This window comes from Haloferax volcanii DS2 (genome assembly GCF_000025685.1).
GTDB lineage: Archaea > Halobacteriota > Halobacteria > Halobacteriales > Haloferacaceae > Haloferax > Haloferax volcanii.
In genome coordinates, this window is the sequence record NC_013967.1 from 2,774,262 (window position 1) to 2,794,092 (window position 19,831).

Annotated in this window: 13 protein-coding genes; 4 read left to right on the forward strand and 9 right to left on the reverse strand. The window is 67.9% G+C overall.

Annotated features, from left to right (window positions below):
* Positions 1-79 precede the first annotated feature (79 nt).
* Positions 80-1,438 (forward strand): DUF6498-containing protein, encoded by a 1,359-nt coding sequence (locus HVO_RS18940; RefSeq protein WP_257721174.1) that lies wholly within the window; start codon positions 80-82, stop codon positions 1,436-1,438.
* A 63-nt stretch (positions 1,439-1,501) separates the two neighbouring features.
* Here the strand turns inward: HVO_RS18940 and HVO_RS18945 are convergent, their stop codons facing one another.
* The 5 genes from HVO_RS18945 to HVO_RS18965 all read right to left on the reverse strand — a co-directional run bounded on the left by HVO_RS18945 (position 1,502) and on the right by HVO_RS18965 (position 10,148).
* Positions 1,502-4,114: a valine--tRNA ligase gene (locus HVO_RS18945; RefSeq protein WP_004044789.1), complete on the reverse strand. Its 2,613-nt coding sequence runs from the start codon at positions 4,112-4,114 to the stop codon at positions 1,502-1,504.
* 91 nt (positions 4,115-4,205) lie between these two features.
* Positions 4,206-5,411 (reverse strand): trans-sulfuration enzyme family protein, encoded by a 1,206-nt coding sequence (locus HVO_RS18950; RefSeq protein ID WP_004044791.1) that lies wholly within the window; start codon positions 5,409-5,411, stop codon positions 4,206-4,208.
* A gap of 247 nt (positions 5,412-5,658) precedes the next feature.
* Complete coding sequence (gene pheT / locus HVO_RS18955) at positions 5,659-7,371, reverse strand: phenylalanine--tRNA ligase subunit beta (protein ID WP_004044795.1); 1,713 nt, start codon at positions 7,369-7,371, stop codon at positions 5,659-5,661.
* Complete coding sequence (pheS, locus tag HVO_RS18960) at positions 7,371-8,870, reverse strand: phenylalanine--tRNA ligase subunit alpha (protein ID WP_004044797.1); 1,500 nt, start codon at positions 8,868-8,870, stop codon at positions 7,371-7,373. The genes pheT and pheS overlap by 1 nt, the downstream gene beginning before the upstream one ends.
* Positions 8,871-9,149: 279 nt before the next feature.
* Complete coding sequence (locus HVO_RS18965) at positions 9,150-10,148, reverse strand: NAD(P)/FAD-dependent oxidoreductase (protein WP_004044799.1); 999 nt, start codon at positions 10,146-10,148, stop codon at positions 9,150-9,152.
* Positions 10,149-10,239: 91 nt separating this feature from the next.
* On the opposite strand from HVO_RS18965, the gene HVO_RS18970 reads away from it, so the two are divergent.
* Complete coding sequence (locus HVO_RS18970; protein ID WP_004044801.1) at positions 10,240-11,289, forward strand: ornithine cyclodeaminase family protein; 1,050 nt, start codon at positions 10,240-10,242, stop codon at positions 11,287-11,289.
* Positions 11,290-11,313: 24 nt separating this feature from the next.
* Here HVO_RS18970 and HVO_RS18975 read toward each other — a convergent pair whose 3' ends face one another.
* The 3 genes from HVO_RS18975 to HVO_RS18985 form a co-directional block, all read right to left on the reverse strand.
* Positions 11,314-12,903 (reverse strand): tryptophan--tRNA ligase, encoded by a 1,590-nt coding sequence (locus HVO_RS18975; RefSeq protein WP_004044803.1) that lies wholly within the window; start codon positions 12,901-12,903, stop codon positions 11,314-11,316.
* Entirely contained in the window at positions 12,900-13,919 is a 1,020-nt protein-coding gene (gene endA, locus HVO_RS18980) for a tRNA-intron lyase (protein ID WP_004044805.1), read from the reverse strand. Before endA ends, HVO_RS18975 begins: the two co-directional genes overlap by 4 nt.
* A 185-nt stretch (positions 13,920-14,104) precedes the next feature.
* On the reverse strand, positions 14,105-14,836 hold the full coding sequence (locus HVO_RS18985; protein WP_004044807.1) for an Sjogren's syndrome/scleroderma autoantigen 1 family protein: 732 nt from the start codon (positions 14,834-14,836) through the stop codon (positions 14,105-14,107).
* 102 nt (positions 14,837-14,938) lie between these two features.
* On the opposite strand from HVO_RS18985, the gene HVO_RS18990 reads away from it, so the two are divergent.
* Positions 14,939-15,589: an HAD family hydrolase gene (locus tag HVO_RS18990; RefSeq protein ID WP_004044808.1), complete on the forward strand. Its 651-nt coding sequence runs from the start codon at positions 14,939-14,941 to the stop codon at positions 15,587-15,589.
* Positions 15,590-15,658: 69 nt separating this feature from the next.
* On the opposite strand, the gene HVO_RS18995 is transcribed toward HVO_RS18990, so the two are convergent.
* Entirely contained in the window at positions 15,659-17,998 is a 2,340-nt protein-coding gene (locus tag HVO_RS18995; protein WP_004044810.1) for a DEAD/DEAH box helicase, read from the reverse strand.
* Between the two features lie 608 nt (positions 17,999-18,606).
* Between HVO_RS18995 and lipA the strand changes: the two genes are divergently transcribed.
* Positions 18,607-19,542, forward strand: coding sequence for a lipoyl synthase (gene lipA / locus HVO_RS19000; RefSeq protein ID WP_013035485.1), 936 nt, complete (start codon positions 18,607-18,609; stop codon positions 19,540-19,542).
* The last annotated feature ends 289 nt before the right edge of the window (positions 19,543-19,831 follow it).

A 19,831-nucleotide genomic window follows, 5' to 3' on the forward strand; every position in this document is an offset into this window, starting at 1 on the left:
CCGCTCACCGCGAGAACCGACCGCCCGCGTCTCGGTTCCGAACCGAAGACTGATTTTCCGCCCGGTCGCTTGACAAATCGTGCGCCCGCCCTCCACTCGTGTCTCCGGCGTGCTCGCGGTTCTCGTCTCGAACGCCGTCGCGCCGCTCGGCGTCCTGTTTCTCGGTTGGGCACCGGCCGCGCTCTTCGGCGTGTTCGTCGCCGAAATCGCCGCCGTGCTGTGGTGGACGCTCGTGAAGATACCCTTCGCGGCCAAGCGCCCCAACAACGCCATCGGCGACGGGGACCGGCTGTTCGGCCCGTTGCAGGCCAAACGAGGGTCGGTTTCGCTGCCCGGACCGCTCCCGCCGGGCTATCTTCGGAACGTCCCGACGCTCCTCATCGCGGCGTTCCTGCTCGTCCCGCTCGAACTCGCCGTCGCCTTCGTCGCCTTCGGCCTGACCGACCCGGTCGTCACCGACGAGGTCGCCGGACAAATCCTGCTGGGCGGCGCGGGCGTGTTCGTCGGGCGGGGTGTGAAAACGGTTACCAAATACTTCGCCGCGGGCAGCTACCGCGACCACTCCGCGCGGTCGGTGTTGCTTCCCCCGTTCAAGTTCCTGTTCGCCGCCGGACTGCTGATGTTCGTCTTCGGGCCGTTCGCGGTCGAACTCGAAAACGACGTGTTCCTCGTGGTTCTCGTCGGCCTGAAACTCCTCTACGACCTCCGCGCGCTCCAGCTCGAACGGAGCGAAACGCGAGGCGTCTTCTACCGTCTCTACGGGAGCGAGGAGACCGAGATAGAACCGATTCCGGTCGAGGAGCCGACGGGAGCGCCGACCTATCGAACCGCGCCCGCCCGCGCGGTCGCCCTCACCGATGCGGTCTACCAGAGCCTCCGGTACACGGTCACCAGCGGCGTGCTGTGGTGCTACGGCGTCGCCGCCGCGCTCGTCTTCTTCGGCGCGTGGACGTTCGCGCTCGCGCCGCTCGCCCTCGCCGCCGCGTTCGGGACCCTCCGGGGAGTCTCCCGCTATCTCGAAACCGGCCCCGTCGAGTTCCGGTGCTACGGCGACGTACTCGTCGCCCACGACGCGCTGTTAGACGAGCCGCAAGCCCGCCTCGAACGCGACGCGGTCACCGAGGTCGGCGTGTCCACCCACGCCGTCGACCGCCTGTTCGGCACGGAGACGGTGCGGTTCGAGACCGACGTGGACACGACACCGGACGTGCAACTCACGGTCCCCGACCCCGAGGAGGTCCGCACCGACGACGCGAACGCGAACCACCCGATGACGGTTCCCCACGTCCAAGACGCGGCCGCGGTGCTGGCCGCCTTCGACGGCGGCGGCGAAACTGAGGCTGAAGCTGAGTCGGAGGCGGAGACGGAAGCTGAGACCGAGACAGAAGCCGAAACCGAGGCCGAGAGCGAGACACCAGTGCCGAGCCGCGACGGCTGACGAGCCGCGGGCTAGGCGACCGGGTACCGAGAAAAAAGCGAACGAAACCGACCGAACGACCCCTCAGTCGGCGTGCTGGACGATGACGATGGCGTCGCCGGCTTCGAGCATGTCGCCGTCGCCGACGTACTCGCGGGACTCCTCGATAGTGAACATCTCGGGGTCGAGTTCGACGCCCGCGACGTGCATCACGCCGTCTTCGACCTCGTAGTCGTCGCCTTCGAGCGCGGCCTCGATGTCCGGGACCTGCGCGCCGTACTCGGGGCCGACGAGCGAGTAATCGAGGTCGACGCCGGTCACGACCGACTCGATTTCGGGCTCCTCGTCGAGGAGCTCGAGTTTCTCGATGTGCATCACGCCGCTCACGTCCTCCTCGAAGCCGTGGATGTCGCCGTACACTTCCACGAGGTCGACCGGGGCGTTCATCGAGAGCTGGTTGTCGCTTTTGTACTTACGGAGCGCGCCGACGACGGCCATCGCCGTCTCGCCGGCCGCCACGTCGGCGTCGAGGCCGAGCGGTTCGGGCCACGGCTGGTCGTGGACGCTCGCCTCGTCGTACATGTCGCGCCAGAGTTCCTCCGTGACGTGCGCGAGGATGGGCGCGAAGCAGGCCAGGAACCGCTTGTGGGCGGTCTGGAGCGTGTACGCCGCCGAGGGGTCGTCGCCCTCGCGGACGCGCTGTTTGGCGATTTCGAGGTAGTCGTCGCAGAACGTGTGCCAGAAGAAACTGCGCAGGCGGTCGCGCGCCTTCGAGAACTCGCGGTTCTCCAGTTTCTCCGTGACGAACTCGAGTTCGCGGTCGAGCGACGCGAGCAGCCAGCGGTCGATGGCCTTCAGGTCGTCGTGGTCGAACTCGGCGGGCGCGTCCTCGGTGAGGCTCTCGACGAGCTTCGAGGCGTTCCAGAGCTTCCGCATGAGCTTCTCGCCCGCGACGAGACCCTTCTCCTGATACGGGAGGTCGTCGCCGACGGCGCTCCCGGCGGCCCAGTAGCGGGCGGCGTCGACCGGGAACTTCTCTAGAACCTCGTCCGGCGAGACGACGTTGCCGACGGACTTCGACATCTTCTCGCGGTTCTCGTCGAGGACCATCCCGTTTATCATGACGCTGTCGAACGGGACCTCGCCGGTGTGCTCGTAGCACTTGACGACCGTGTGGAACAGCCAAAAGGAGATGATGTCGTGGCCCTGCGGGCGCATATCGAACGGGTAGAGTTCGGGCCGGTCGAGTTCCATCGCCTCCGTCTCGGGGTTCCAGTCCCACCCGGCGTTGATGAGGGGCGTGAGCGACGAAGTGGCCCAGGTGTCGAACACGTCGTCCTCGGCGGCGAACTCGTCGTGGCCGCACTCGGGACAGGCGTCGACCGGCGGGCCGTCGGAAAGCGGGTCGACCGGCAGGTCTTCGCGGTCGGCGACGACGACGTGCTCGCAGTCCTCGCAGTACCAGACGGGGAACGGAATCCCCGAGGAGCGCTGCCGCGAGATGGCCCAGTCCCACTGGAGCCCCTCTATCCAGTTCTTGTACCGCGTGAACATCTTCTCGGGGTACCAGTCCATCTGCTCGCCGGCTTCGAGGTACTCCTCGCGCTTGTCGAGCAGTTTGATGTACCACTGGTCCTTGACGAGGAACTCGACGCTCGTGCCGCAGCGCTCGTGGACGTTGACCGTGTGCGTGATGGCGCGCTTGTCGAGGAGCGCCCCGGCGTCGTCGAGGTCGGAGACGATGGCCTCCCGCGCCTCGTCGGCAGAGAGCCCGGCGTAGTCGTCGGCCTCCTCGGTCATCGTGCCGGACTCGTCGATGGCGACGCGGAGCGGCAGGTCGTGGGCCTGATACCACTCGATGTCGGTCTGGTCACCGAAGGTACAGCACATGACGAGGCCCGTGCCCGTTTCGAGGTCGACGCGCTCGTCTTCGAGGATGGGGACCCGCTGGCCGAACAGCGGAATCTCGGCTTCCTGCCCGACGAGGTGCGCGTTGTCGTCGTCGTCGGGGTGGACGAAGACGGCGACGCAGGCGGGGAGCAGTTCGGGCCGCGTCGTGGAGATGACGAACGACTCCTCGGAATCGGCCACGCCGAACTCGATGTCGTGGAAGTGCGAGCCCTGTTCGTCGTCTTCGGTCTCGACCTGCGAGATAGCGGTCTCGCACTCGGGACACCAGATGGCGGGCGCGCGCTGGCGGTACTGCCGGCCCTTCTCGTAGAGGTCGACGAAAGAGAGCTGCGAGACGCGCTGGACCTCGGGCGAAATCGTCTGGTACGTCTGGTCCCAGTCGATGGAGATACCGAGGTTCTGCATCTTCTCCGTGAACTCGCTTTCGTACTCCGCCGTGACCTCGCGGCAGAGCTTCTGGAACTCGCGTCGCTCGTAGTCCTGGTGTTTGATGCCGAGTTCGTCCTCGGTCAGGAGCTCCGACGCGATGCCGTTGTCGTCGTAACCGAACGGGAAGTACACCTCGTCGCCGCGCATCCGGGTGAACCGGGCGACGAAGTCCTGGAGGGTGAAGCCGTAGACGTGGCCCCAATGCAAGCTTCCGGACACCGTCGGCGGCGGTGAGTCGATGGAGAAGACGGTGTCGGGGTCTACCGCACGCTCCGGGTACGCGTACAGGTCTTCGTCGACCCACCTCTCTTGCCACTTCGCCTCGACGGTTTCCGGGTCGTATTCTCCGCTCGGCATTGCGTTGGCGTACCTACAACCGGGCGGGCTGTTAAACGCCTCGGTTAAGTGCCCGAGGGGACGAAATTCGGCCGTGCGAGCCCCGGATTCCTCAGAGGACCGACAGCGCCGACGCGAGGTCCGAGCGCAGGTCGTCGACGTGCTCGACGCCCACCGACAGCCGCAACAGCGAATCGGAGATGCCGAGCGCGTCGCGTTCGGTCTGCGAGAGCGGCGAGTGCGTCATCGTCGCCGGATGCTCGATGAGGCTCTCGACGCCGCCGAGGCTGACCGCCAGCGGGAACTCCCGGAGTGCGCCGAGGAACTCGGCGGTCCCGTCGAGGTCGGTGTCGAGTTCGAACGACAACACGCCGCCGAAGCCGGACTGCTGGCGGGCCGCGAGGTCGTGCTGCGGATGGGACTCCAGCCCCGGATACAGCACTCGCGTAACCGCCTCGTGGGAGTCGAGGAATTCGGCGATTTCCATCGCGTTGGTCTCGTGCTGGCGCATCCGCAGGGGGAGCGTCTTGATGCCCCGGAGCGTCAGGTAGGAGTCGAACGGTGAGAGCATCGACCCCATCCCGACGCGCTGGAGGAACGTGAGCTCCTCCAGTACGTCCTCGCGGTCGGTGACGACCGCGCCGCCGATGGAGTCCGAATGGCCGTTGAGGTACTTCGTGGTGCTGTGGACGACCACGTCGGCCCCGAGCGACAGCGGGGTCTGGAACTGCGGGCTGAGGAAGGTGTTGTCCACGCCGAAGACCGCGTCGCCCTCGTCGGCGATGGCCGCGATGGCCTCGATGTCGCAGAGGTGCATGAGCGGGTTCGTCGGCGTCTCCATCCAGACGAGCGCCGTCTCCTCGCGCATCGCGGCCGCGACGTTCTCGGGGTCGGTGGCGTCCACGAACGACACGTCCACGTTCAGCCGGTCGGCGAACAGCCGGGTGAGCATCGTCTTCGTCCCGCCGTAGAGGTCCTCGAACGCGACGATGTGGTCGCCCGGCCGGACCACCGCGGTCATCGTCGCGGCGATGGCCGCCGTGCCGGAGACGAACGCCAGCGCGTGGTCGGCCCCTTCCAGCGCCGCGAGCCGGTGTTCCAGCGCGTTCCGCGTCGGGTTCGACAGCCGCGAGTAGAGGTACTCGCCCGCGTCGGGGTCGAGCGTCTCCAAGTCCGCGTCGGGGTCGATGCTCGGCACCGAGTAGGTCGACGAGAGGTGGACCGGAACGACGACGTCCTCGACGCCCGGGGCCGGGGCCTGCCCGCGCTCGCCGTGGGTCACCGCCAGCGTCTCGCGACGAACATCACTATCGTTCATACAGGAAACGTGACGACTCGCGTCCTAAAGGTTTCTATCGCGTTCTGACTAAATGCACGAAAAGAATTACTGGCGGTGTGGAATTACTCAGAGTTATCCGAGTTCGGTTCGTGGACTCTCAAAAATCCGGACCAAAAATAATCGCCAAGCGACTACGCCAGCGCCGACAGGTCGAAGCTCCCACCTTTTTCCGCGACTCGCATCGCTCGTCGCGCAAAAATCTGGACCAAAAATAATCGCCAAACGACTACGCCAGCGCCGACAGGTCGAACTCGAACGCCGCGACCGGCAGTTCGAGGTCGTGCTCGACGATGACCTTCGGGTGGAGTTCCCCGACGACGCCGACTTCCTCGCCGTCGATGACGACCGCGGCGGTGCGGCCGTCGATGAACGACGGGTGGTCGGTCGCGGGCGTCTCCAGGTCCGCGTCGAAGTCGCGGCAGAGCGCCGCGAGGCGGGCCTTCGCGTCCTCGTAGGTCGCGTCGTGACGGGCGAGAACGGCCGCGACGTGGCGGGCCTCGGCGACGCGGGTGTTCTCGTCGTCGTCGCGGTGGGCCACGTGGCCGATTTCCGCGAGGTCCTGCGGGTACGCCCGGTGGGTGTTGTTCTCCAGCACCATCGTCAGCGAGGGCAACACCCACGTCCGGAGCATGGTGTAGTCCTCGCTGTACGGTTCGGTGATGGAGGCGGGTTCGCCGCCGCCGAGATAGTCGGAACCGACCTCGACGTCCATGCGCTCGTAGTTCTCCTCCTCCGAAATCATGTGGAAGTTGAGCAGGTCCTCGAAGCCGAGGCCGACGAGCGAGGTGCGGACGGCGTCTTCGAGTCGGGAGCGCTCGTGGCGCTGGCCGACCGTCCCCACGTCGGGGTAGCGCGGTTCGAGTTCGTTGAAGCCGTAGGCGCGGCCCACGTCGTCGACGAGGTCGAGCGGGTGGAGCACGTCGACGCGGTACGGCGGAATGGAGACCTCGTAGACGGTTTCTTCGCCCAGTTCGGCGTTCGCGTCGAGGCCGGAGCGCTCGAACAGGTCGATGACCTCGTCCAGTTCCAACTCGACGCCGAGGACCGTCTCGATGCGGTCGTGAGAGACGTGTTTCGTCTCGACTTCGAAGTCGGGCTTCGTGACGGTGCCCGTCTCGTACTGGACCTCGACCTCCTCGATGGTCGCCCCGCGGGCGGCCAGCGCGTAGCAGATGATGTTGCACATCCGGTCGATGGTCCACTGGTCAGTGCCGGTGAGTTCGACGAGCAGGTCGCGGGAGTCCGTCGAAACCTCGGTCCGACGGCCGTTGATGACCGGCGGGAACGAAAACAGGCCGATTTCGTCGTAGATGGCCGGATAGCGGTCGTACTCGCTCACGAGGTCGGCGTACTTCCGACCCGTCGCGTGCTGTTCGAGCACCTCGGCGGGCGTGAGTTCGTCGTTGGAGTCGAGCGCGACGAACGTGTCGCCGTCGGGGTCGATACCGGTGTACGTGATGGAGTTGCCGGAGGCGTTCTCCGAGAGCACGTCGCCTTTCAGCATCGTCAGGTCGTGGATGCCGATGGCTCCCTTGGCGCGCTTGCGGCCCATCGTCGCGTGGAGTTTCTCCTGCAACTGGATGAGCGAGTCGAGCGCCGCGTCGTCCAAGTCGACCCCGCGGACGACCGCGCCCGTGACGTAGGGGCGCTCGTCGGGCACGTCGTCGTCGACGACGAACGTCCAGTCGGGGTCGTTCGTGTTCGGCACGGAGACGCCGCGGGCGTCGCCGTACTGGTAGCGAAGCGAGCGGGCGACCCCTTCGACCGACAGGCGATCGAGGCGGTCGGGACCGAACTCGAGTTGGAACGCCCCGTCGTCGGTGACGCCCTCGAACTCCAGTCCGAGCGCGAACAGGTCGTCTTTGAACTCCTCGTCGGACTTGTCTTCGTGGCCGGTCAGGCGGCGCAGTTCGTCGGGTTGAACGTCGACTACGGGCATTACTTGAGCACCTCCGTCTCGCGGAGCAGGTCGAGGTCGCAGAGCGTTCCGTGCACGTCGCGGATGTCGTCGAAGCCGTACATGAGCATCAGGAGTCGCTCCAAGGCGAGACCCCACGCCATCACGTCGCACTCGACGCCGAGCGGGCGAAGCACTTCCTCGCGGAACATGCCGGAGTTACCGATTTCGATGAGTTCGCCCGTCTCGGGGTGTCGGCCGAACAGCTCGAACGACGGCTCCGTGTAGGGGTTGTAGTGCGGCTTGAACTGGATGTCCGTGATGCCGAAGTGGGAGTAGAACTCCTCGAAGGTGCCCATCAGGTCGCGCACCGAGAGGTCCTCGGCCATCACCCAGCCCTCTATCTGGTAGAACTCCAGCAGGTGCGTCGGGTCGAGCGTGTCGTTGCGGTACACCTTCTCGACCGAGAAGTACCGCTGCGGCGGCTCTAACTCGCCGACCTCGTGGCCCGAGAGGTAGCGCATCGACAGCGACGTGGTGTGGCCACGGAGCGCGATGGCCCGCGCGAAGTCCTCGGACCACGGCGAGTGGTAGCCGTCGCCGTCCTCGCCGACGCCGTTGAGGTGGGCGTCGCGGACGCGGTCGATGAGGTCCTCGGGAATGTCCTCCATCGGCGGCACGTCGAGGGCGAAGCGGTCCCAGTGGGTGCGCGCCGGGTGGTCCTGCGGCATGAACAGACAGTCGTTGATCCAGAAGTCCGCGTCGGCGTGCGGGCCTTCCATCTCGGCGAATCCCATGCCGGTGAGCACGTCCTTCACGCGGTCGGCGGTCTGCCGGAGGATGTGCTTCTTGCCGCCGCGGGCCTCGGGCGCGTCGGCCTCGACGTTGTACTCGGTGAACTCCACGTCTTCCCACTCGCCGGAGGTGAGCAGCTCGGGCGTGAGGCGGTCGACCGTCTCCGCCGCCTCGACGCCCTCCATCAGCGCCGTGACGCCCTCGTCTGTGAGGGTGACGGCGCGGATGGTGCGCTCGTGGCGGACCACGAGGTTCCGCGATTCGAGCTGGTCGAGCACGTCGCCGTCGACGGACTCGCCCGCGGCGAGGGCCGCGAGCGCGGCGGCCTCCTCGTCGGCGTCGGGGTCAGCGTCCGCGTCGGGCGCGAGTTCGCCCGAGTCGATGTGTCCGTAGCCCTTGCGCGCGAAGTTCGACAGCGCGATGTCGACCTGCGGGCCGCCGAGGGAGGACGCGCCGATGACCTGTCCCATCGGGACCGCGTCGCCGTCGCCCGCGTCGAGCGCGGCGCGGTAGAGCCGGACCTCGGGGAGGCCCTCGTCGGCGTACTCGACGCCCTCGTCTGTCAGTTCGACGGACTCCGCCGTGGTCTCTGCGACCGAGACGAGTCCCTCGTCGCGGAGGTCGAAGACCGCGCCCGTCACCGTCTCGGGCTTCTGGTCCGTCGCCTCCGCGAGCTGTGCAATCGTTCGTTCGTCCGTGGCGCTCGCGGCGTTCAACACCGCGACCTGTGATTCCGGAAGTCGCATCTGGTTCGTTGTGGCGTTAGCCGTCTGGTGGTCGGTTAGCAGTTTCGAAGCCTCGCCGCGCTGGCGGGGCTGACCGGCGGGGTCGGTTTCGTCCGGCGGGCGCGGTGACGCCCGGCCGGAGTCCGCCGACCTCAGGCGGTCAGAAAGAAAACTCCGAACCCGTCGGTGGTCGGTTCGCTCGCTCGCGCCCCGCGCTTGGGTTCGGATACCATATGCGACCGATTGTGAGTGCCGAGTAAAAACGTTCCGCGTCGGCGCCGCGCCGCCCGACGAGCGCTCCTACGCGACGTTCCGCTCGCGGAGCGTCTCGCCCGACTCGAACCGGTCGAGCGACAGCGCCGACACGTCCACCTCGCAGGCGTCCTCGCCGAGACCCAGGTCGGCGACGGCCTCGCCCGTGGCGGGCGCGTGCTGGAAGCCGTGGCCCGAAAAGCCCGCGGCGACGACGAGACCGGGGGCCGCCTCGTCCAGAATCGCGTGGTGGTCGGGCGTCACGGCGTACGGCCCGGCCCAACCGTTCCGAATCCGCGTCTCCGGGCCGAAGTAGGCCGCGGCGTCGTCGGTCCGCTCGGTCGCTTCCACCGCCCACTCCACGTCCATCGACTCGTCGAATCGGTCGGGGTCCACGTCGGGGTCCGACGCCGAGAAGTGCCCGCCGACGATGGCGGTCCCCCCCCGTTCCGGCCGGAAGTACGCCCCCGTGTCGAGGTCGATGGTCAGCGGGGCGTCCGCGGGGAGGTCCCCCTCGGGTTCGACGACGGCTATCTGTCGGCGGCGCGGCGCGAGTGGGAGGTCGACGCCGGCGGCGCGGACCGCGTCCGAGTAGCCCTGCACCGCGGAGTGCGGGTCTGCGACGCCGTCGGCCGCCGAGAACGTCGCCGCGACGAACGACTCGGTTCGGAACTCCGGGAGGTACTCGGCGGCCTCCGCGGGCGAGAGGACGCGACTCGGCGCGCCCGCGTCGGTCTGCATGGCGACGTTTTCGCGGAACGCCGCGGCGGTCGCCTCGGTCCGGGCGAGAAAGAGGTAGCCCGAACGCCGGTAGTCGATGTCGACGCCGAACTCGTCCGCGAAGGACTCCCAGACTGGGACGCTTGCGAGCGAGAGGTCGACGTTCACGCGCGTCGAGAACTGCGTTCGGATGCCGCCCGCCGCGCGACCCGTGCTACCGCCGCCGAGCGTCCCCGCCTCGCAGACGGTGACCTCGGCCCCGCGACCGGCCAGCGCGTGGGCGCAGGCGAGTCCGACGACCCCGCCGCCGACGATGAGGACGTGCATGGTCGTGTCTGATTCGCCACCGACATGAGTGTGTCTGTCACATACTGTCGAGGGTCACTGTTTTCACGCGGCCGCGGAGAGTAGTTCGGGTATGGTCCGTATTCTCTCCGCCGACGCCGTCGGCGAGTTACTCTCGCTCGCGGAGCTGTTCCCGGTCGTCGAGGAGGCGTTCGTCAAGCAGGGCCGCGGCGAGGTCGAACGCCCGCCACGGCCGCACTTTCCGGTGGGTATCGACACCGACAGAGTCCGGGACGGGACGAACGGAAACGGCGTCGCGAGCGCGGGAACGGAAACGCGCTCGGGTTCGGAACCGACGGAGCAGGACGGCCCGCTCGGCACCGGCCTCACCATGCCGGCGTACATCCACGGCCGCGAGGTGTACGCGACGAAGCTCGCGGCCGTCCACCCGGAAAACTGCGCTCACGGCCTTCCGACGGTGAACGCGCAGGTCGTCCTCACCGACGCGACGACCGGTCTCCCGCTCGCGCTCCTCGACGGGACGACGATTACCAGCGCCCGGACGGGCTGTATCGGCGGGCTCGCCGCGGAGTCCCTCGGGACCGACCCGGTCCGCCTGGGCGTCCTCGGCGCGGGCGCGCAGGCCCGCTGGCAGAGCCGCGCTATCGCCGTCGGCTCCGCGGTCGAGTCGGTCCGCGTCTACTCCCCGAGCGACTCCCGCGAGGCGTGCGCCGCCGACCTCCGTGAGGACGGCATCCCCGCCGAGGCCGTCGATTCCCCCGAAGCGGCCGTCTCCGGCGCGAACGTCGTCGTCACCGCGACGACCAGCGAGACGCCCGTCTTCGACGGCTCGTGGCTCGACCCCGGAACGCTCGTCGTCGCCGTCGGAGCCTACACGCCCGAGGCGCGCGAACTCGACGCCGAGACGTTCGAGCGAGCCGCGCGGGTGTTCGCCGACGTGCCCGGGGAAGTGGCCGACATCGGTGACGTTCGCGGGGCCGGCATCGACGAATCCGACCTGCTTCCGCTCTCGGCCGTCTTCGAGGGCGACGCCGGCCGCGAGAGCGACGACGAGATTCTGGTGGTCGAGAGCGTCGGGTCGGCGGTGCTCGACGCCGCGACCGCCGAGTACCTCTACGAGAAGTCGAACGCCCGCGGCGTGGGAGAAGAAGTGGGGTTGTGAGCGGTCGGTAGTGTTGCCGCCTCACTAATGTTCGGCCGCCACTCCCCGCCGCTCCGTCTCTAAGTCGATGTCCAGCGAATCGAGGACTTCCGCGGCCTCCTCGCGCTTTTCGTGGTGGTCTTCGAGGAACTCCCGCATCATCGTCGCCGCCTGCTCCTTGCAGCCGCCGCAGAGGCGCTCGCCGCCGACGCACTCGTCGTAGACCTCCTTTGCGAGTTCGTCGTCGTCGCCCGTCAGCAGGTAGGCGTACAGCTCGTACACCGGACACTTGTCGGCCTCGCCGCCGAGTTCGCGCTGTTCGTCGGCGGTGTCGCGGCCGCCGGTCGTCGCCGACTTCACCTTGTCGTAGCCCTCCTCGGGCGCGTCGAGAAGAGAGATGTGGCTCGCCGGAATCGACGACGACATCTTGCCGCCGGTGAGGCCGGTCATGAAGCGGTGGTAGATAGAGGACGGCGCGATGAAACCGTAGCCGCCGTGATGGGCCTCGACCTCGCGGGCGAGGTCTTCGGCCTCGTCGACGTCCATGTCGAACGCGTCGATGTGCTGGTCGTACCGGCGCTTTTCGCCCTCGATGTCCTCGATGAGCGCCTCGAACGCCTCGTCGGTCGCCTGCCGCGCGAAGAACCGAATCCGCGGGCGGAGCGGTTCCATCCCGGCGTTTTCGAGCTTCTCGACCGCCGATTCGCGGACCGACTCGGAAACGAGCACGCCGGCCGCGTCGAGGTCGGCGTCGGCGAGCCACTCGGCCGCCTCGCCGCACCGCGGCATGTCGGCGTCCTCGGCGTACGCCTCGCGGGCGTCGTGGGCGGCCGCGACGAGCGGGCGCTCGGCGTCGTCGAGTTCGAAGCTCGCGAACGCCTCGGTCACCTTGAAGAATCGCATCCGGATGGCGAGGTCGCGGGCGAACCGGACGTGGGGGTCCTGGTCGGGGCCGACCGGGATGACCGTCGGCTTGGGGTCGTCCAACTGCGGGTAGAGGATGTCGGCCATCTGCGTGACGACCGACTGCATGTGCGAGACGTTGGTCTCGCCGTCGAAGCCGTAGATGGACTGGAACTCCGAGAAGTTGGCCTTCCCACCGAGTTCGAACGCGAGCCGCTGGAGGCGGTCGTTGTCCGACTGTCGGTAGAGTTCGCCCTCCTCGGGGTCGAACCCGAGCGCGATGAGCGACAGCAGGTAGTCGCGGCTGTGCTCGTTGATTTCGTCCCACGGGATGCCGCGGGCGGAGTGCGCCTCCATGTCGGCGATGAGGCCGTAGGCGTCGCCGCCCTGCTCTTGATGCCAGATTATCTCGTCGAAGACGAGCTTGTGGCCGATGTGGGGGTCGCCCGTCGGCATGAAGCCCGAGAGGACGGCGAAGTCGTCGCCGTTTCGCATGGCGTCGAGGACCGGCCGGTAGTCGCGGTGGCCGAAGATGACCCCGCGGCGCATCAGGTAGTGCGGGTTCGGCACCTCGTCGAGCACCTCGTCGAACTCCTCGATACCGAACTCCTCGAACAGCTTCCGGTAGTCGGAGACGGTCGACGAGCCCCACGGGTCGAGGGCGACGTCATCTGCTCCCTCTGCTGTGCCTCCATCGGTGCGGATGCGCTCCGCGGGTTCGTCGTCTGTCATGGTGTGAGCCGACTGACCGAAAGCCAGTCTATCTCTCCGTTGTCGTCGGTCAGCGCAAAAACCATTCGCTTGCGGACACCGCCGGCGAGGCGCACGTCGAGCGAGAGGTCCCGCGGGACGAACGTGTGGTCGGGCGCGACCACGCGCACGAGGAACTCGGAGTGCGAGAGGTCGTCGACCGACTCGAACTCGGTGTAGACGCGGAAGTCCGAGCCGAACTTGAAGCCGCTCTTCGGGACCGTCTTGGCCTCCCTGAGCGCGGCGTACACCGCGAGTCGACGGTCGAACCGGTCGCCCTCCACGTCGCGGCCGCGGGAGACAACGTCGGCCTCGTCGATGGCGAGCGCGTCGGCGCGGGCGAGGTAGGCGGCTTCCAGCAGCGACAGTTGGAGCGGGCCGCTGTCGGCGTTTCTGCCGTACAGGCGCTGGCCGAAGAAGCCGCGCTGGTAGAGGCGGTCGACGCCGTCCCAGACGAGCGCGCGGTCCGAGAGGAGTTCCGCGTCGAGGTCGGCCGGGAGGTCCTCTGCGGCCGTCCCCTCGGGGTCGTCCCCCTCGGTGTCGAAGTACGTCAGGTCGCCGTCCTCGTCGACGATGGCGAGGACCACCTCGCCGAGCGACGAGACGGGGATACTCTCGCGCTCGCCGACGACGCGGACCCGGTGTTCGACCTCGCCGTCCCACGGACCCTTCCCGCGGGGGTAGACGAGGAAATCCGCGTCAGCGGCGTCCGCGACGCCGGGCCAGCCCTCGCGGGCGGGCGAGAGGTAGAACCCGCGGTCGCGGAGGTCTTTGTAGACGACGAAGTCGAGGGTGGTCCCGGTGCGCGCGAGGAGTTCGCGCAGGCCCATCCCGTCCACGCCGTCGATGTCGTCCCGCGAGAGCAGGTGGGCGGCCTCGACGGGCGCGACCTCGAGGTCGTCGCCGCCGGTGGGTCTCCCGTAGCCGCGGGAGTCGTGGAACCGCTGTCGAGCGTCGCCCGGGAGATGGACGACGCCGTCTTCGAGGCGTCCTTGCATACCAGAACCGGGGCGCGGCGACGACAAAGGGCCTGCGATGCCGGCGGCGCGGCCCGCGGGGGCGTCGGAGCGGCGGCCGTCGCCGCCACCGGTTCGTCGCGGTCGCGGCCCCGACCCCGGACGCACCCCTCGCGGCCGGCCGTGTCGCCAGCGACGGGGCCACGCTCGCCGCCCCTCGTCTCGACTCATCGGCCCTCGCAGGTCGAGTCGAGACACCGCCGGCCGCGACCCGTCTCGAACGTCGGCAGGCCGCAGTCGCAGTCGTCTCCGACGACGCCCGCGGGGAGCGAGAAGGCCGTCTCGCACTCGGGATAAGCGTCGCAGCCGGCGAGCAGGCGACCGCTCCGCCGGAGGATTCGGAGCGGCGACCCGCAGTCCGGACACGACCACTCGCCGTCGAACCGGTCTTTCACGTGGTCGTCCAGCGGGTCGCACCGGCGGTCGATGCACACCTCGAACGGCGCGCCGCGCTCGACGCGCATCAGCGGCAGGCCGCAGTCGTCGCACGTCTCGTCGAGGACGGTCGCGCCCGCAGGGAGGCGATACTCGGTCCCCGAGTCGAGGGCGACGACGGAGCCGTTGGTCCTGACGAGCGGGTCGCCGGTGTCGGGATGCGAGCCGACCGGGACGCCCGCGTCGCTCGCGGGGTACTCGGCGCGGCCGGTCACGTCGTTCGAGTCGACGGTGAGGGTCTGGTCGCCCGCGCGGGCCACGAGGCCGAACGACCCCGGTCCCGACTCGACGGTCAGCGAGTCGGCGCGGGTCAGCCACGCGACGGGCTGGTAGCCCCCGGCGTCGTGAACGAGGACGGTTCTGTCGGGCTTGGCCACGACGACGACCCGGCCGCGCTGGGTGCGGTCGCGGGAGCCTTCGAAGCTGACGGTGCAGTCGCCGGCGAAGACGCGTATCGAATCCATGCGGCGGGGTGGTCGCCGGTTCCGATTTGAACCTACGTGCGAGGGTTCACCGGGCATTCCGCGGCACGAAGCTCTTTGGTCGGTCGCGGCCGAGGGCGAATCATGGACGCGAACGCCGTGCTGTTCGACATGGACGGAGTGTTAGTCGATTCCGAGCAGTACTGGCACGCCTTCGAGGACGAGTGGGTGTTCGCCGACGCCATCGAGTCCGGCGACCCCGACCACGAGGAGATAACGGGGATGAACTTCCGCGAGATATACGACTACCTCGACGCGGAGTACGGGACGACCGTCACGAAAGACGAGTTCGTCGCGGCGTACCACGAGAACTCAGAGAGCGTCTACGGCGAACACGTCGTCCTGATGGACGGCGCGGGGGAGCTGTTTTCGGACCTCCGCGCGGCGGGCAAGAAACTCGCAATCGTCTCGTCGGCCCCGCAGGACTGGATTTCGACCGTCCGCGAGCGATTCGACCTCGACCCGCTCGACCTCGTGCTCTCGGCCGACGACATCGACAAACCGGGGAAGCCCGAACCCCACATCTACGAGCACGCCGCCGCCGAGTTCGGCGTCGCCCCCGAGGAGTGCGTCGTCATCGAGGATTCGATAAACGGCATCGAGGCGGCCGTGCGGTCCGGCGCGTACACCATCGCCTACCGCGGCGGGCAGAACGCCGACCTCGACCTCTCGCGGGCGGATAGAATCGTCGACGGGGCGGCGGAGTTGCGGGCGGCGCTGTTGGGCGAGGAGTAAGCGAGAGGCGACCGAGACGAGATTACAAACGACCGAACCCCGACCGAACGCGGCTGCCGCCGCGCTTTTCTATTCGACCCGAACCGTCCGCGACTCCCGAATCGGGAGCAGCGGCAGGTCGGGGAACGCGACCTCCACGACGAACTCCAGTTCGTCGTCCGCCGCGCCGAAGACGCCGACGGGGACGGTCACCTCGTCGGAGAGGTAGCACGTCTTCGTCGACATCTCAACGTCGTTGACGGTGACGCGGACACCGACCGAGCCGCCGCCGCCGTCGTTTCGAACGCGGATGTCGTGCATGTCGCTCTCGCCGCGGGCGACCGACTCGGGGAACTCGCCCCAGTCGATGTCGGGCGCGGGGAGGTCCTTCGCGCTCTCGATGACGCGCTCGGCGACGCCCTGCGAGAGGCCCGCGCGAGTGAGTTCCTTCACGCCGGCGTCGACCACGTCGGCCGGGGTCGAGAGGCCGCCGGTGGCGAGCTTTCGCGCGCGACCGGGACCGATGCCGTCGACGGCCGTGAGCGCCGCGGCGTCGCTGCTGACGCCGTTGTCGACGCGGGCCTCGACGCGCTTCGCGAGGTTGGCCGCGCGGGCGTCCGCGAAGGTGTCGAGGAACTCCCGGAGCGCCGAGAGGAGTCGGAGCGCGTTCTGCTTGATGACCCACGCGTCGCTCCGGAGTTCGCTCGGCGTCGAGTTCGCCATGCTGGCGTGGAGGATGGCGAGCACCTTCTTCGGGCCGTCTTCGAGCGTGGTCGAGACGCCCGTCAGCACCGAGTCGACGGCGTCCACCTCGGACTGGCGCGCCGACACCTGTCGGAAGTCGGCCGCGCCCGCGACGGTTTCGAGGACGTCGTCGGCGGTGATGCGGTCCCGTTCCGCGAGGTCCGCGAAGCGCGAGGCGGTCCCGAGTCGGAGATAGTACTTCGAGGTGAGTCGCCCGAGCGGGGTCGCGTCGATGGAGAGGTCGTCGTCCATCTCGACGAAGCCGCGGGAGACGAGGCGGTCGAGCACGTCGCGGACGCGCGAGCGGAGGTCCTCGAAGTCGTAGGCCGCCGGGTTCGACTGCGCCCGCCGGTAGTAGAACGTCGTCTCCAGCCACGACATGACGTCGTCGAGGTCGCGGATGGTCCCCATGGCGATTTCGGCGTTGAGGTGCGAGTCGAGGTCCTCTGCGAGGCGCGACTCGATTTCCTTGCCCTCGCGGAGCAGGCGGCGGTACTTGTTCTGGTCCGAGCGGTCGCAGACGACCCAGCCGTAGCCGACGTCGTCGTAGCCGGGGCGGCCGGCGCGGCCGAGCATCTGGAGGATGTCGAGCGGGGAGATGTCCACCTCGCCTTCGAGGGGGTCGTGGTGTTTCGTGTCGCGGATGACGACACAGCGGGCGGGGAGGTTCACGCCCCACGCGAGCGTGGAGGTCGAAAACAGGAGCTGAATCTTGCCCTCCTTGAACCACTCCTCGACGGCCTCGCGGTCGTCCCGCGAGAGGCCGGCGTGGTGGAAGCCGACGCCGTCCAAGACGCCCTTGGCGAGCGAGTCGTTGCTCAGTTCCTTCGCCTCGTTGTGGAAGTCGTAGTCGCCGCGCGCGCCGATGGGCACGTCGCGCTTTGCGAGTTCGTCGCGGGCCTTGGCGGCCGCGCGGACGGCGTCCTGCCGCGAGGAGACGAAGACGAGCGACTGGCCGCCGTCGCGGATGTGGGGCTCCGCGAGGTCGAACGCCCGGTACAGTCGGCGGTACTTGTCGGCGAAGGAGTTCTCGCCGTGGGTGTAGGTCTTGACGCCCGCGTGGAGGTCGACGGGGCGATAGTCGTCACCGAACTCGAAGGTGGTCTCGTCCGGCGCGTCGAGCCACGCCGCCACGTCGTCGATGTTGGGCATGGTCGCAGACAGCGCGACGATTCGGGGGTCGCAGATGCGGCGCATCCGCGAGACGGTGACTTCGAGGACGCCGCCGCGGGTCTCCGAATCCAGCAGGTGGACCTCGTCGATGACGACGCAGTCGACGTCCTCGATGAACGAGTAGCGCGCGGAGTCGTGTTTCCGGGTCGCGGAGTCGGTCTTCTCGGGCGTCATCACGAGGATGTCGGCGCGGGCGGCCCGGCGGGGATTCAGGTCGCGCTCGCCGGTGACGACGTAGACGGAGTAACCGAGGTCCTCGAAGCGCTCCCACTCGGTCTCCTTCTCGGTGGTGAGCGCGCGGAGCGGCGCGATGAAAAGCGCCGTCCCCTCGTCGCGGAGGGTCCGGCAGATGGCGAGTTCGGCGAGCGCCGTCTTCCCGCTGGCGGTGGGCGCGGAGGCGACGACGTTGTGGTCGGTGTCGAGGATGGCGGGCAGCGCCTCGCGCTGCATCCGGTTGAACTCCTCGAACCCGAAGGCGTCTGCGAACTCGGGGACCGCCTCGGCGACTTTCACTGGGCGCACCTCCGGGTGCGCGCTGGCGTCGGGGACGAGACGAAGACGAGCGTCATACACGAAGCCGAGTCGTCCGTGGGGAAAGGCGTTTCTCCATCCGGCGCGGCGGCTCGGGAGCGTCGAACGAGCGGAACACGGAGGGGCTGAGGTTGGTGGGTGGTAGGGTGGTGAGGATTGGTTCGGGGACCGAGGCGCAGGCCCGCTTACGCAGCGCCGGCGAGCGCGGCGATGAACGACCAGTTCGTCCCCGCGGTGGCCTCGTGCTTCTTCGATTCGGCCTTCGTCATGTCGCGGCGATGTTTCCAGTTCATACTCGAGAGAAGTATTTACTCGAATATAAGTTTTTCAGTTATGTGATATATCTAGCACGGTCGTACGTGCTGTTTGATGGAAAGTCGTGATGTATCCGAGGTGGACGTTTCGTTTTCCGTGATAGAACTGTTCGTTTGAACTGTTCTGAACAACGTGTGCTACCGTAGACCATTGTTCGGCCGAACGGTGTCGTGGCGACGCGGGTTCGCTCGCCTCTGGCGAGCGATCCCGCCGCCAACCCGACAGACGGCGGACCAATCCTCACGTTTTTGCCCGTCGCCTCGCAAGAACTGCCTATGCGCACGCGGCGGAAGCCAGACTGGTTGAAGATGCGACCGCCATCGGGCCGGCGCTTCACCGATATCAAATCGACGCTCCGGGACCGGAACCTCAACACCGTCTGCGAGGAGGCGAACTGCCCGAACCTCGGGGAGTGCTGGAGCGGCCGCGACGGCCCCGGGACGGCCACGTTCATGCTCATGGGCGACCGGTGTTCGCGCGGGTGTAACTTCTGCGACGTGACGACAGGCGGGATGGAGCCGCTGGACTCCGACGAACCGGCGAACGTCGCCGACGCGGTGACCGAAATCGGCCTCGACTACGTCGTGTTGACCTCCGTGGACCGCGACGACCTGCCGGACCAGGGCGCGGCCCACTTCGCGGAGACCATCCGCGAAATCAAGCGCCGCGACCCCGAGGTGCTCGTCGAGGTGCTGATTCCCGACTTCCAGGGCGACCCCGAGCACGTCCGGAAGATAATCGACGCCGGACCCGACGTCATCGCCCACAACATCGAGACCGTCGAGCGCCTCCAGTGGCCGATTCGGGACCGCCGTGCCGGCTACGAGCAGTCGCTTTCGGTGCTCCAGCAGGTGACAGACGAGTCCGACATCCACACGAAGACCTCGGTCATGCTCGGTCTCGGCGAGCACGCCCACGAGGTCTACCAGACGCTTTCCGACCTCCGCGAGGCCGACGTGGATATCGTCACCTTCGGCCAGTACCTCCAGCCCTCTCGGAGCCACCTCGACGTGTTCGAGTACGTCCACCCCGACGCCTTCGAGACGTGGCGGCGCGTCGCAGAAGACGAACTGGGTTTCCTCTACTGCGCGTCCGGCCCGATGGTCCGGTCGTCGTACAAGGCCGGCGAGTTGTTCGTGGACGCGCTCCTCCGCGAGGGGTCGAGCGTCGAGGAGGCGCGACAGGCCGCGCGCGCGGCCGCCGGACAGTAAGTCTCGCCGCCATCCCAGCCCACTCCGCGCGACTCGACCGACCGGGTCCGACTCCACGCCCGCCCCGAAGCGGACCTGCAACGCTGCCGATATTTCCGATTATCTCTCGGTGATGTGTGGGTTCACACGAATGAACGTCAGGAAGAATCGTTTAGAAGCGAAAATGTCCAATTTTATCTCGTGTGAGTTGACATAGCACGACGCGAGGCGCAATATTCCGAGTCAAAGTAAATTATATACGAAAACAATATAACGCCGGCGGGTGTCGATTTTGCCATGAACAGGAGGG